General features: G+C 69.7%; 6 protein-coding genes. 5 read left to right on the top strand and 1 reads right to left on the bottom strand.

Annotation, left to right across the window (positions count from 1 at the left end; all coding sequences use genetic code 11):
• Nucleotides 1-8: 8 nt before the first annotated feature.
• Genes ACQEVU_RS35045 through ACQEVU_RS35025 form a run of 5 tightly spaced genes read left to right on the top strand, consistent with a single transcriptional unit; the run spans nucleotide 9 to nucleotide 11,038 of the window.
• On the top strand, nucleotides 9-1,538 hold the full coding sequence (locus ACQEVU_RS35045; RefSeq protein ID WP_433331247.1) for a protein kinase domain-containing protein: 1,530 nt from the start codon (nucleotides 9-11) through the stop codon (nucleotides 1,536-1,538).
• A 46-nt stretch (nucleotides 1,539-1,584) separates the two neighbouring features.
• Nucleotides 1,585-5,301 (top strand): AAA family ATPase, encoded by a 3,717-nt coding sequence (locus tag ACQEVU_RS35040; protein ID WP_433331245.1) that lies wholly within the window; start codon nucleotides 1,585-1,587, stop codon nucleotides 5,299-5,301.
• Nucleotides 5,302-5,305: 4 nt separating this feature from the next.
• Entirely contained in the window at nucleotides 5,306-7,462 is a 2,157-nt protein-coding gene (locus tag ACQEVU_RS35035) for a UvrD-helicase domain-containing protein (protein WP_433331243.1), read from the top strand.
• Nucleotides 7,449-9,350, top strand: a complete 1,902-nt coding sequence (locus ACQEVU_RS35030) for a hypothetical protein (RefSeq protein WP_433331241.1) — start codon at nucleotides 7,449-7,451, stop codon at nucleotides 9,348-9,350. The genes ACQEVU_RS35035 and ACQEVU_RS35030 overlap by 14 nt, the downstream gene beginning before the upstream one ends.
• Before the next feature lie 8 nt (nucleotides 9,351-9,358).
• Nucleotides 9,359-11,038 carry an Hsp70 family protein gene (locus ACQEVU_RS35025; RefSeq protein WP_433331239.1) on the top strand — a complete coding sequence of 560 codons (1,680 nt, stop codon included), beginning with the start codon at nucleotides 9,359-9,361 and terminating at the stop codon, nucleotides 11,036-11,038.
• On the opposite strand, the gene ACQEVU_RS35020 is transcribed toward ACQEVU_RS35025, so the two are convergent.
• On the bottom strand, nucleotides 11,004-14,366 hold the full coding sequence (locus ACQEVU_RS35020) for a DEAD/DEAH box helicase (RefSeq protein ID WP_433331237.1): 3,363 nt from the start codon (nucleotides 14,364-14,366) through the stop codon (nucleotides 11,004-11,006). The genes ACQEVU_RS35025 and ACQEVU_RS35020 overlap by 35 nt on opposite strands.
• Between the last annotated feature and the right edge of the window lie 84 nt (nucleotides 14,367-14,450).

The following is a 14,450-nucleotide window of genomic DNA, read 5'->3' as shown; positions in this document are numbered from 1 at the left end:
GAGAAACTGTGTCCGCGCGTACCGTGATCAACGGCCGGTATGAGCTCGAAGCGCTGCCGGTTGCCAAGGGCGGCATGGGTGAGGTGTGGTTCGGGCACGACACGCGCCTGGACCGCCAGGTGGCACTCAAGTTTGTCCGCTTCCCGGAGGGCACGCCTGATGAGGAGCTGACCCGGCGGTTCGTCCGGGAGTCCCGCATCGCCGCCCGGCTGGAGCATCCCGGGGTGCCCGCTGTCTACGACGCCGGTGTCCACGATGGACGGCCGTACCTGGTGATGCAGCGGATCAACGGCATCAGCATGTCCGACCTGATCGCCGAGCAGGGCCCGCTGCCGGTCGGCTGGGCGGCCGCGATCGCCGCGCAGACCTGTGCCGTGCTGTCGGTTGCGCACGCCGCGTCGCTCGTCCACCGCGACCTCAAGCCGGGCAACCTGATGCTGGAGCGCGACGGCAGCGTGAAGGTCCTGGACTTCGGGCTGGCGATGGCGGTGGACCTGACGGACTTCTCGAAGATCACCAGCACCGGCCAGGTGATCGGCACGCCCGCCTACATGGCGCCGGAGCAGATCCTGGCCGGGCTGAGCGGCCCGTCGAGCGACCTCTACGCGCTGGGCTGCACCCTGCACGAGATGCTCTGCGGCCAGCCGGTCTTCGCCGGTTCGACCTCGTACACGCTGATGAACAAGCAGGTCGACGAGCGGCCGGTGGCAGTGCGGACGCTGCGGCCTGAAGTGCCACCGCAGATCGACGAGCTGGTGCTGGCCCTGTTGGAGAAGAAGCCCGAGGACCGTCCGGGCGGTGCCGACGAGGTCTTCCTGCGGCTGCTGCCGTTCGCCGTGGACCTGCGGCCGTTGCCCGGCATCCTCAACCCGCCCGCCGCGCCGAGCCCGGCCCGGATGTACGCGACGGTGCTCGGCCGCGTCTTCGCCACGACGCCCCCGACGGCGCCGACCCCACCCGCCACCGAGCGCCCGGCGGCGCCCGCAGGCGGCGACCTCGCCGAGGTCCGTGCCGAGGCCGGCCGGCTGATGGAGCAGTCCCGGTACAACCAGGCCGCCGACGTGCTCGCCGGCGCCGTGGCGCGGGCCGGGGACGCCGGTGACGACGCACTGCGGCTGCGGCAGGAGTACGCCGATGCGCTCTTCCAGAGCGGCGACTACCACGGTGCGGCGCCGGTCTACCGGCAACTGGTCGACGACTTGACCGCCCGGCACGGCCCCGACACGGCGGCGGTACTGACGTGCCGGCTGCGGGACGCCACGTGCCAGGCGTTGCTCGGCAACACCACCCAGGCTCTGCGCCAGCTGCAGGACCTGCTCGAGGACGAACGCGCCGTCTTCGGCGCCGACGACGCCCGGGTGCTGGACCTGCGCCGACAGATCGGGCTCCTGCAGCTCGGCGCCGGCCAGCGCCAGACGGCCGAACGGACCCTGACCAGCCTGCTGGACGATCTGCGGCGCCTGCACAGCGCCGACCACCCAGCCGTTGCCAGCACCGCCGACCTGCTCACCGGGCTTCGCCTGCCCGGCCGCCGCTGACGACGACGTTTACATCCACCGCACATCGACCTTGCAGGAGTGCCTCATGGACGAGCCGCGCCGCCCGATCGAACACATCTCCATCCGCGTGCCCTGGCACGACGGCGGCTGGAACGGGACCGTGTGCCACGACCCAGGCGGCAACGGCACGTGCGTGCTGCTGAAGAACATCGGCCAGCGCCGCCGCGATGGGCAGGAGCAGCGGTACGCCGGCCGGGAGATCCGCGAGCTGCCGCTGGCCGAGGCGCCGCCGTGCGTGGCCGAGCGGGCCACGTTCATGTCACCGCACCCGATCCAGTACGAGCGGACCCATCCGTTCGCGGAGAAGTCCAAGGCGTTCGCGATGTTCCAGTCGACACCGCAACCGCTGCCGCCGTACTCCGCGCAGGCCGTTCCCTTCCGGTGGATGTCCCGCGACGACGCCAAAGAACTCGCGCAGGAGCGCCAGCTCGGAGTACACCTGGATCTTGAGGAGCACGTCGACGCCATCACCGGATGGTCCGATTCCGCGTGGATGATGCACGGCGACAACCAGCGCGCCCTGCTCGACACCTTCTTCTCGACGGTACGCCCGCAGCGGAGCCTCGTGTTCTTCTACGCCAAGCACAGCCCGCTCAGCGACGATCCCCGCCGCCTGCTCGTCGGCGCGGCAACCGTCACCGGGACCACCCCCACCGGCGCCTACCGCAGCAGCGGCGGCGAGCAGTTCCCCGCGCAGATGTGGGAGACGACGGTCGAGCACTCGCTGCGGCCGGATCAGCAGGCCGGGTTCCTCCTGCCGTACCAGCGGCTGCTGGCCGCGAAGGACGCAGGCCAGGACATCGACGCGGCGCTGGCCTTCGCACCGGAGTCCGGCTGGACCGCGTTCTCCTACGTGACCGAGCACGTCAGCCACGACCTGGCGATCGACGCCCTGCTCGCGCTGGCCGCCGCCGGCCGCCAGGCCAAGCGGATCCTCGGCGACGACACGGGACCGCTTGGCTTCGAGTGGCTCGAAACGCAGCTCAACCGTTTGTGGAAGCTCCGCGGCCCGTGCCCGGGACTGGGCAGCGCGCTCGCCGCGTTCGGGGTGCCGCAGGCCGTGACATTCGCCCATGTCGTCGGCGCGGCCGTCGGCGAAGGCGCCGACCCGTGGCCCGCGATCGACCGCGCCATGACCGACCCCGCCTCGCTGAGCCTCACCGCGCAGGAGCACCTCAGCCCGAGCCTGCGGACCACCTGGAAGGCCCAGCGCCCCGAACGGCGACAGCTGCTGCAGCTGCTCAGCCGGTTCGCGATCACCGCCGAGCAGGCCAAGCGCTTCTACGTCGCCGAGGAACGCGACCCGGCCCTCACCGACGCCGACATCATCGCCAACCCGTACCGGCTGTTCGAGATCGACCGGGTCCAGCCGGACGCAGTGGCGTTCACCGTCATCGACCGTGGCTGCTTCCCGGACGACAAGACCGCCGCGACGCACCCGGTGCCCCGGCCGAGCGCAATGAGCGACGCCCTCGACGCGCGGCGGGTGCGGGCCCTGCTCGTGGACGAGCTGCACCGCGCCACGGCCGCCGGCCACACGGTCCGCCCCCAGGCCGACCTGGTCACCGCCATCCGGGACCGTGAGCTCAGCCAGCCGTGCCCGGTCAACGGCGACCTGCTCGACGCACACGGCCTGTCCGCCGGCACCCTGCCCGACGGCGGCCCGCTCGCCGGCCTCAAGCTCGGCAACGGCGCCCCCGCACTGCAATTGGCCGAACTCGCGACCGTGGGCCAGGTGATCCGCGACGCCGTCGAACGAAGGATCAAGGCCCGGCCGATCGCCGGGGAACCGGACTTCACCGCGATGCTCGACGAGGCACTCAAAGAACAGCAGCTCCCGGCAGACGCCCCGCCGGACGAGCAACTGGCCGAGCAGCGCGCCCGTCAGGAGAAGGTGGCCGCACTGCAGACCCTCTACGCGTCGAAAATGAGCGTGCTGGTCGGGTCCGCCGGAACCGGCAAGACGACACTGCTGAAGGTGCTGCGGAACACCCCGGCGGTGCAGGCCGGCGGCGTCCTGCTGGTCGCCCCGACCGGCAAGGCACGGGTCCAGCTCACCCAGCGGGTCGGCGCCGAAGCGGTCACCGTCGCGCAGTTCCTCGTCGCGACGAAACGCTACGACCCGACGACCGAACGGTACCTGGTGACCGGCGACGCGCAGACCCGGGTCAACCAGTTCAAGACCGTCGTCATCGACGAGGCGTCCATGCTCACCGAGGAGCAGCTCGCCGCGATGCTCGACGCCATCGTCGGCGTCGAGCGCCTGGTCCTCGTCGGAGACCCCCGGCAGCTGCCCCCGATCGGTGCCGGACGGCCCTTCGTCGACATCGTGCGGCGCATCGCCCCCGACGACATCGAGACCCGCGTGCCACGGTGCGCACCCGGGTACGCCGAACTCACCATTCCGCGTCGGCAGGCGGGGCAGGAGCGCGACGACCTCGTCCTGGCGAGCTGGTTCGCCGATGGTGCCCTGTCGCCCACCGCCGACCTGGTCTGGGAGCGCCTGCGGCGGGGCGAGGCGATGGACACCTTGCGGGCGGTACCGTTCCAGCGCGCCGACCTCGTCGCGACCCTGCTGGCCGTGCTGCGGGAGGAGGTGGAGGAACTCCGCAACGTCTCCGACGAGGAACTGACGCACGCGTTCGGCCGCAGCTACGGCGGCGAGGTCTCCGGGAAGGGGAACCTGTACTTCCCATCGGGGGCCGCGAAGCAGGTAGACGGCTGGCAGGTGCTGTCACCGGTGCGAGGCCGCGCCTGGGGCACCGTGGAGATCAACCGCGCGCTCAAGGACACCTTCGGCACCCGAGCGCTCGAACAGGCGGTCGGGCCGCGGCGGTACAACGCCAGACCGATCGGGCCCGAACGGATCGTGGTCGGCGACAAGGTCATCAACATTCGCAACCACCGGTTCAAGGAACGCCGGGTCTACCCGCCAGACGCGGACCGCTTCGTCGCCAACGGCGAGCTCGGCGTCGTGGTCGGCCAGACCCGGTCAGGTCGCGTCAAGTGGGCCCCGAACAAGACCGAAATCGAGTTCAACGGGCGCGAGGGCGCCAAGTACGAGTACTTCGACTGGACCGACAACGACCGCGCGCCGATGCTGGAACTGGCCTGGGCCATCACCGTGCACAAGGCTCAGGGCAGCGAGTTCCAGCTCACCGTGGTGATTCTGCCCAAGGACATCGGAGGGCTGAACCGGGAACTGCTGTACACAGCCCTCACCCGGCAGCGGGCCAAGGTGGTCCTGCTGCACGAGGGGAGCCTGGACGACGTCGCGAAGCTCGGCTCGCCTGTCCACTCCGACACCGCGGGACGGTTCACTAACCTGTTCACGCCGTCCGATCCCGTGCCCGTCAGTGACGCGCTGGTCGACCGAGGACTGGTGCACCGCACCGAGCGGGGCGAACTTGTCCGCAGCAAGAGCGAGCTGCTCATCGCCAACCTGCTGCACCAGCTCAACGCGGTCTACGTCTATGAGGCCCCGTTCACCGGCGCCGACGGCCGAACCGTCAAGCCGGACTTCACCATCACCACGGATCTGGGCGAGACGCTGCTGTGGGAGCACCTCGGCATGCTCAACGACCCGCGGTACGCCGAGAAGTGGCGGCGCAAGCAGGCCTGGTACGCCGACAACGGCGTGCTCCCGTTCGAGGAGGGCGGCACGCTGATCATCACCAACGACCGCAACGGCGTGGACTACCCCGGCTGGCGTGACCTCGCCGGCAAGGCGCTGGGGCTGTGATCGCGTGCCTCAGCTAGCCTTCGCGAAGTCCTTCTGGGAGGACTACGACGCCCTCGACAAGCAGGTCAAGGCCGGCGTGCGCCGGGCGATGGAGAAGTTCCAGCAGCTCACCATTGCCGAGCTGTATGCCGACAAGGGCCTGCACCTCGAGTCGGTGCACAACGCCCGCGACACCCGGATGCGCACGATCCGCGTCAACGACTTCTGGCGGGGCGTCGTCCTCGCCCCGGACGACGGCAGCGACATGTTCCTGTTGGTCAAGGTCGTCCCGCACGACGACGCCTACACCTGGGCGACCCGGCAGCTGTTCACCGTCAACACCGCCACGCGTGCCCTCGAGGTGCGCAACGTGGTCGCCATCGAACAGCTGACCCCGGCGCTGGAGCAGGCGGCCGCCGCGGCGCCGTCGCTGCTCTTCGCCCGGCACTCCGACACCGTCCTGCGCGACCTCGGCATCGACGATCAGGTGCTGCGCGCGGTGCGGACCATCGCCGACAAGCCGCAGCTCGACGCCTTCGGGTCCCTGCTGCCCGAGGACCAGTTCGAGGTGCTGCAGTACCTGGCCGAAGGCTTCACGCCCGACGAGGTGTACCGCGACGTGGTCGCCGAGCGGCGGCCGGCCGCCACCACTGCGGCCGGTGACACGCTGGCCACGGCGATTGCCAACACCGCGAGCCGGATCACGCTGGTCACGGACGCCGACGAGCTGCGCGACATGCTGGAGAAGCCGTTCGCCGCCTGGCGGGTGTTCCTGCACCCGTCGCAGCGGCGCATTGCCTACCGGCCGTCCTACAACGGGCCCGCGCAAGTGACCGGCGGCCCCGGCACCGGCAAGACCGTGGTCGCGCTCCATCGGGTCAAGCACCTGCTGTCCCGCGCACCGGGCCGGCGCGTGCTGGTGACCACCTACACCAACGCGCTGGCCCGGACGCTGCGCGAGCACCTTGCGCTCCTGCTCGACGACGACGAACAGCTGTCGCGGGTCGAGGTCACCACCGTCAACGCCTTCGCCCACCGCACCTTGAAGAACCTGGCCGGACGCGTACCGGCCGCGATCGGCGACCTCGACGAGCGGCAGGTGTGGCGGCGGGTCCAGCGCCGGCTGGACCTGCCGTGGACGGAGCAGTTCCTGGCCCAGGAGTACCGCCATGTCGTCCTCGCGCACCGGATCACCAGCCGGGACGAGTACCAGGCCGCAAGCAGGCGCGGCCGCGGCACCGCCCTCGCCCCGCGGCAGCGCGACCGCGTCTGGCAGGCGATCGAGGCGTTCGCCGGGGACCTGCGCACGAGCGGTCGCGCCACCCACCTGCAGGTGTGCATGCGCGCCGCCGACCTCCTGCGCGACGCGGACCTCGCCGTCCACGGCTTCGACCACGTCGTGGTCGACGAGGCCCAGGACCTCCATCCGGCCCAGTGGCGGGTGCTGCGCGCCGCCATACCCGCCGGACCGGACGACATGTTCATCACCGGCGACCCTCATCAGCGGATCTACGACGCGCGGGTCTCCCTCGGCGCGCTCGGCATCCAGATCGCCGGGCGCACCAGCCGCCTGCGGATCAACTACCGCAGCACGGCCGAGATCCTCGCCTGGTCGACCGGCATCCTGGACGGGTCATCGATCGAGGACCTCGCCGGGGACGGCAGCGACAACCTGACCGGCTACCGGTCACTGCTGCACGGCAAGCGTCCGCACGCAACCGGCTGCCACACCGAGCAGGCCGAGGTGACCGCGGTGGTCCGGCAGGTGCGGGAGTGGATGGAGCACGACGTGCAACCGAGCGACATCGCGGTCTGCACCCGCTTCAACGTCCTGCTGGACAAGATCGGCGACGAGCTGGCCGAGGCAAACGTTCCGGTTGTCCGCCTGAAAGACGGCCCAGCCGGCGACGCCGACGGCGTGCGGCTGGCAACCATGCACGCCATGAAAGGACTCGAGTTCCGATGCGTCGCGGTCGCCGGTGTGAACGCCTCAGCGGTACCGTTCGCGAAGGAGATCACCCCCGCGGACGTCGACAAGATCCAGCACGACAGCGACATGCTCAGGGAACGCTGCCTGCTCTTCGTGGCCTGCACCCGAGCGCGCGAATCGCTGCATGTGTCATGGAGCGGCGCCGCCAGCCCCTTCCTCGACGGCTACAGTCGCAGCCGTGGAACGATCTGACGTGGTGATCCGCCTGCCGCAACCGGGCCAGGAACGGCCCCGGATCGCGGTGATACTGGTCGGCGGCCGGAGTCCGCTGCGTGTGCGCTGGGAGGATGACGGCGTCGAGGAGGACGTCGTCCTCGACAGCCGGCACAAGCTCGCGGCTCGCGGCTCCTTGCGGTATTCCTGGCTGCTCGACCCGGCCACGGTCGGTGACAAGATCCGCTCCGATCCGGCCTGGGCGATCATCCGGTCGATCGAGGATGGCTTGCGGCTGGATGCGCGGGGGCACCAGGAACTTCTCGGCACCTACGGCATCGGCCTCGCCGTGGCCAACGCCGCCTGGCTGGAAGCCAGGAAACGGCTCATGAAGCGCGACGACATCGTGATGGACCGCAAGCGGCGGTACATCTGGAAGCCGCCCACGTCGGCTGTGCCGCTCGCCGAGCCCGCTGAGCCAGAACCGATCATCCCGCCGGAAGCGCAATCGGAAGACTCGTCGGCGGGGGCGCGGGTCGCGGACACGCAGTCGGCCGAGGCCGTCCAGGCGGTGCCGGAGGGCGGTGGGCTGCCCGACCTGGCCGATCTGTTGCGCGGAGCGGCGCAGACCCCGCTGCGCAGTGGTATGACACTCGGGCGGCTCTCGGATACTGATCTCGGCAACCTCCTCGGTGAGCTGGGCGAAGACCAGCTTGCCGGAGGCGCGGCGCTGCTTGTTGCGGTGCCGCGGCATCTGCCGGAGCTCCACCCTCTGGGGCCGGAGCACGTGACGGTTGCCGCCGACGACGCACTGCTGCGTGCAGCGGCCGGGGAGGTGGAGGCGGTAGCCGGAGATGCCGACCTGCATGCCGCCGCGGTCTGGATGTTGCGGCGCCTGTCCGCAGAGGTGCTGACGCCGGTAGCCGTCGGGCCGCTCGGCCGAGTCCTGCGGGTGGTGGCGCCGGGCGCCGAGCCGACGGATCTGCACGCCGGGCTCCAACTGCTGGCCAAACTGCTGTCGATGGCGAACCTGGCCGAAGCGAGCACAGCACCGTCGGAGGCTATTGCAGATGCGGCGTCCGCGTTGCCGCTGCGTCCCGGCAACGGGCGGGCGGCGGTGATCGCAGCCGTTGCCCGGCTGTGGCCCGATCGCGTCGCCGAAGCGATGTGGTGGCGCGGCGCTTCGCTGACGGACGTCGTGGCATGTGCTGACGGCGGTCTCGGCAGCGTGACCAGCCTGAAGGCGGTGGGAGAGCGAGTGATCCGGCCGTTGGTGAAGGCCGAGCTCGATGCTGCCGGCACTCGCCGGGGGCTGAGTCTCCTGCTCGGTCTTCCGGCAGAGTTCGCCCGGCAGCTGCCCGATGACGCCGTCGCCGCGATGTTCCGGCGCATCGGCCGCGACGATCCGACGGTCCGTGGGTGGGTGGACGCACTGGCGGACACCGAGGGTGCTGATGCGCTCCGCCGCGAACTCGACGAGGCGAGAACGGCGGTCGAGGCGGCGATGGTGCGGGCCGACGCTGGGGAGCGGGAGGCGGCCGACCTGCGCGGCAGGGCGGAGCGGCTGGAGGAGATGCTGCGGGGGCAGCACGAGGAGGCCGTCGGGTTGCGAGCAGCCCAGGAGCGGCAGGTTCGCATCGACGTTGTTCGGGCCATGGCCGATCTCGCCGCCGAGGTCGAGGAGCTTGCCGCCGACCATGCCGGCTCGGACGTGCTGGTCGACCGGGTTCGGGCCATTGCGGCGGGAAGCGGCCTGGAGCCGATCGGCGTGGCCGGTGCCGATACTGCGTTCGATCCAGCCGTGCACAAGCCGATCGCCGGGCGTCCGGCGCCGGGCAGCCAGGTGAGTGTCATCCGTCCGGGCTACCGATGGCGGACCGCCGATGACGTGGTGCTCATGAGCAAGGCCTCAGTTCTAGGGCAGTAGGAGGGCATATGGCCGGTCGCCACAGTCATGCCGTCGGCATCGACTTCGGCACGTCGACGTCGCTTGTCGCGGAGCGGAAGGGCCGGTTGCCGGCAGCAATCGTTCCGCTCGGCGTGGGCACGCAGTGGTTCCCCTCCATCGCGGGATATGACAACGGCGATCTCCTGGTCGGCGAGGACGCCGACGAACTGCCGAGCGACCAGGTCATCCGCTCGGTGAAGCGGGCCATCACCCGTCATCAGGATGCGGTTGTCATCGGCAGCGCGGCGGATCGGCACGAGGTCGCCGCGGACGACGTCATGACCGCGATTCTCGCCGAGATCGGCCGGCGGGCCGAGGCGGCCGGGCGACCGATCAGCGACAGCCTCGATCTGCGGCTGGGCTGCCCGGCGATGTGGGACGGCCAGCAACGTGGCCGGCTGCTCTCGCTCGCCACGAAAGCCGGTCTGCCGGTGGACAGCTCGACCCTTATTGACGAGCCGATCGCCGCCGGCGTGGCCTGGGTGACGCATCGTTTCCTGCGGTTCGGCGAACGCCCGAAGGGTCGACTGCTCGTGTTCGACATGGGAGGGGGCACACTGGACATCGCGGTGCTCGATGTCGTCGGCGGCGAGCAGCCGGAAATCTCGGTGCTGTCCGCGCTCGGAGTCGACCAGGCCGGCGACGCGCTCGACCGTGCCATTGCCGATGACTTCATCGGGCTGTACGCCGAGCGTGGCGTCGACGTCTGGGACCGCGCGCCCGGAGAGTACGTGGACGCGGTACTCCTCCGGGCGGCCCGGGCCGCCAAGGAACACCTCTCGCAGATGTCGGAGCAGCGGATCCTGGTGCCGCGCCGGCCGATGGGCGACATGCCCGTGCTCACCTACCGCAAGGAACAGCTGGAGGAGGCGTTCCGGCCGCAGATGGACCGCGTGCTCATGCTAGTGTGGGCAGCGATCCGGGCTGCCCGGCTGACGGAGCGGGGCGGTCGGTCGCCGGCGCAGCTGCGGGCGGTGAACCCGGCCGAGCTGGCCAAAGATGTCGACTACGTCCTCCTCGCCGGGGGCATGAGCCGCATTCCCTACGTGGAGCAGCGGATCGGTCAGGAGTTCCCCCAGGCGCAAGTGTTCGACAATGCCGGGGTGGCCGCGGATGAGGCGATCGTGGCCGGGCTTGCCGACACGGGCAGCTACGACCGGCTCAACTTGCACCGCCCCGGATTCGACTTCGTCGTCGAGTGGGAGGAAGGCGGCCGACGGCGCCAAGAGGTGCTGTACGAGGCGTACACCCCGCTCTACACGGCGCAGCAGGTGCTCAGCGGCATGTTCGACCTCGGCTACGCCCGGCACGGCCGAGCGTTTCCCGGACCCTCCCAAGGCACCGCTGTGCTGCGGGTCAGGTCCACCTCCGGCGAGTACCTGAGTCTGGCCTACATCGACGGCGGCGGAGGAGACGGCCACCGGCCAATGGACGGCATCGCGCTGAAGTTCGGGACGGACAAGATGGCGTTCAAGCTCTACTGCGACGGGCGGGTCCACATCCGCGACGCGAAGGGCTGGGACATGCAGATGCGGGTCGAGCGGTGGCCCGTCATCCGCGGCCGCGACCACGCCCAGCTGGTGCTCCGGCGGGTCGAAGGCGAGAGCACGATCGAGCCGACGGCGTGGTACCTCAACAAGGACTGGGCTCCGCCGCACTCGCGATGACAACGGCGACGGAGGTCAGGGACAGGCTCAGCTCCGAGTGACCGATCAGCTTGTCCCGCACGTCCCGCCGGTTCTCACGCAGGCGCCGCAACCATCCCTCGTTCAACCGGATGATGCTGCGGCTGCGGCCCTGCGCCCGCAACTGGCCGATGAGCTCGGTGGTCTTGCGGATCTGCAGATCCAGGGAGCCCTCGCGGGCCCGGATCCGGCCGGCCACCAGGGCCGCGTTCTCCTGGGCACGGAACCGTTCGGTCTGGCGCCGGCGGGTGGCGAGTTCGTCCTTGGCCAGCCGCAGCAGGCGCTGCGTGTCGGCGGGGGCGATGGGTGGCCCATCGCCGAGGTTGCCCTCGGCCAGGGCCTGCAGCAACGCGTCACCGACGCCGGCCGAGACGCGCTGGGTGTCGACGTCGATCGCCGTGGCCCACAGCTCGCACAGCGGACGCAGTCCCGTCGTCACCGCGAGGTCGAGACTGACCAGGAAGCTCCGGCCATTCGGCAGGCCGCTCGCCTGGACCGATCCGAATCGGGGCAGTGACAGCGTCTCTGCGTCCAGCACGTCCAGCGCGACCCGCACCAGGGGGTGCCGAGCCGATACCAGCTCGACGTTGCGCCTGCTGGCCACCTCGGGCTGGAAGGTGCACTCCAGCGGCGTGCCGTCCTGCATGAGGGCGGCCAGCTTGGAACGGCTGTGCCGGCTGCCGTCGTCCGTCGAGCGGTGCTGGCGTAACTTCGTCGCGAGCGCCGGCGATCCGACGATCCGGAACACGCCGTCGGCGTCCACGTCGCCCCGACGACCCCCGACCCGCACGAGGAGTTCGTCGATCATCCGGCGGATCTCGGCCGGCCCGATGAACCGGCCGTTGCCGGGTCCGTCGGCGGTCATGCCTTCGACGAGCAGGTCGTCGAGGCCGGAAAGGTACGCCCGCGAGTTCTTCAGGTCGTCGGCGTCGTGCCGGCGTTGCTCCAGGGCCACGACGATCCGATCGACTTCGCGCCGGCGTCCGGCGTCATCGAGCTTCGGGTCGAGCACCCGTTTGGAGATGTCGCCGATGCTGTCGCGCAGGATCGGCTCCAGCTCCCCGATCGAGTTCTGGAACACGCCGATGCGGTCGTAGAGCCGCTGGAAGATGTCGGTCTCGATGGTTCCCGGCACGCGCATGTTGTAGATGAAGATCTTCTCGTGCTGTTGCCCGAACCGGTCGAGGCGACCAATCCGCTGCTCCACCCGCATGGGGTTCCACGGAAGGTCGTAGTTGACCAGCACATTGCAGAACTCGAAATCCAGACCCTCGGAACCGACCTCGCTCAGCAGCAGGATCTCGAACCGGCCCTCGCGGAACTGGCGCATGATCTCCTCGCGCCGCGGCAGCGGCACGCCGCCGTCCATGACCGCGACGGTGAAGTGCTCCTTGAGCCGCTCGGCGAGGTATGCGAGCGTGCCGCGGAAGAACGAGAAGATCATCATCTGGCGCAGGCCAGCCTGCCGAATCCGCAGCAGCTCCTCCTGGAGCCGCTCGTACTTGCTGTCGACCGGGACGGGCCGGCTCAGAACGCCGGCGACCGGGAGGCCGGTCGGCACCTCGCCCGGTTCCTCATCGAAGTCGTCGAACGCCTCGGCGAACAGGTGCGGATCGCGTCGCTGGATGAGCCGCTGCGACGCGGGAATACAACTGGCCGCCTGCCGCAGCGGCATCTGCATCACAAAGCCGGGCGGGCTGCCGGACTCGAGTGCCTTCGCCGTGTACCACGCCACCACGGCCTCGTAGTACCGCCGCTCGGCATCGGTCCACTCGACATCGATATTGCGGGGCTCCCGGACCGCTTTCGCATCGGGGACCTCGGCCTTTCGAGTCCTGGTCAGAACGCCGCCAAGGACATTCAGATCAGCCAGCAGCCGGCGAGCCCGGGCGATCTCGTCCGGTCGCAGCGGACGTTCCACGTCGAGCAGACTACGAAGAATCCCGAAGTCCGGGCGGTCCGTCACGGACGCTCCGAAGTCCAGGCCGGCGAGGCGATCCAGCTCGGCGACGAGCTTTCGTGGGGTGTGCCGCCCGTCCTGCAGCAGCGATCGCGCCACGGTGTTCAACAGTTCGTTGGGCCACAGCTGGATATCGAAGATCGCTTTGTCGCCGAAGTTCTCGGGGTCGAGGAGGTGCATCAAGTTAAACAGGTCGTCGTTGCCGAGGTTCAGCGGCGTGGCTGACAGGAACACGAGGTAATCGGCCAGTGAGGCGAGCAACCGGCCGAGCGCGTGGGTCTTGCTTTCCCGGTTACGCAGGTAGTGCGCCTCATCCACGATGATCAGGTCGAATCGGGGCTGCAGCTGGTCGAGCACCTCGAGGACGTCGGCGTTGCGCAACGACTCCAGCGACATCACACCCCGGATCTCCGGTTCCGCGCCTTCTCGCAGCCGGTCGAGCAGCTCACCGAGCTCCCGCGGTTTCAGCACCGGGAGGCTGCGGTCGAACCGCCGCTCCATCTCGGCCTTCCACTTGAGCGTCAACGCCGCCGGGGCCACCACCAGCACTCGCTCGAGCCGCGAACGCTGCTCTAGCTCGCTCCAGATCAGCCCCGCCTCGATCGTCTTGCCGAGGCCGACCTCGTCGGCGATCAGGATCCGTCCGGAGGAGCCGGTCAACATCTTCAGGACCGGCTTGAACTGGTACGGCCGGAAGACCGTCTTGCTCGACGCGAACGAATACAGGACGTCGGTCAACGGATGGTGCAGCTTCGTCCAGGTCAGCGTCAGTGAGATGTCGGCCGCCTTCGCCGGCGGCTGCTGCAGCCAGAACGAGGGATCCCGTGGGTCGCCGGCGACCGGGACCAGCGCCTCCTCGCTGAAGGAGCTGACCGTCCCCTGGATGTCGACTTCGTACTCGTATCCGCCCGGGATCGCGATGACCCGCCTGATCCGGCCGAATGCGTCGGTGCCCTTGGGGCGGACCGTCGCACCGACGCTCAAGCCCGGCCGACCGGCGAACGGTGCCGCCTCGTCCCAGCTGTCCTCGTAAAAGATTCGCGCGAAACTGAGATGGCCGTCTTCGACGTACCGTGATCGCGCACCCTCTGACAACCGTGGTTCGCGGCCGAGGGCGATGAGCACGACGTGCCACACCCCTCCTACCTCGAACGCATACGTGCCCTGATGCAGCAGGCGCCTGGCCATTCCAGATGGGGTGGCTGCCCGCACACTGGGGGCGATCTGCACAATGGAGTCGCGCTCGTGCTCCGGTACGTCGCCCATGACGAGGCATGACGTCGGCCGAAGCGGATCTAACCAGCCCAGGCCGTGGTGCGGCGGTTCGTAGCGAAGATCATCGGCTGCCATGTCGTTCCCATCCCAATTGATCTGGGTAGCATATTGACGACAGTGGTGGCAGCAGTACGGCCGATCGGTCTGGACGGCATCACC

The sequence above is a fragment of the Dactylosporangium sp. CA-139066 genome, assembly GCF_050936175.1.
Lineage (GTDB): Bacteria > Actinomycetota > Actinomycetes > Mycobacteriales > Micromonosporaceae > Dactylosporangium.
The sequence above is the reverse complement of the archived record's forward strand: the minus strand, read 5'-3'. Positions and strand labels throughout refer to the sequence as shown.

Coding starts and splice junctions, on each gene's coding strand:
- ACQEVU_RS35040 (WP_433331245.1), top strand. CDS start 1,585: ATGGACGAGCCGCGCCGCCCGATCGAACACATCTCCATCCGCGTGCCC.
- ACQEVU_RS35025 (WP_433331239.1), top strand. CDS start 9,359: ATGGCCGGTCGCCACAGTCATGCCGTCGGCATCGACTTCGGCACGTCG.
- ACQEVU_RS35020 (WP_433331237.1), bottom strand. CDS start 14,366: ATGGCAGCCGATGATCTTCGCTACGAACCGCCGCACCACGGCCTGGGC.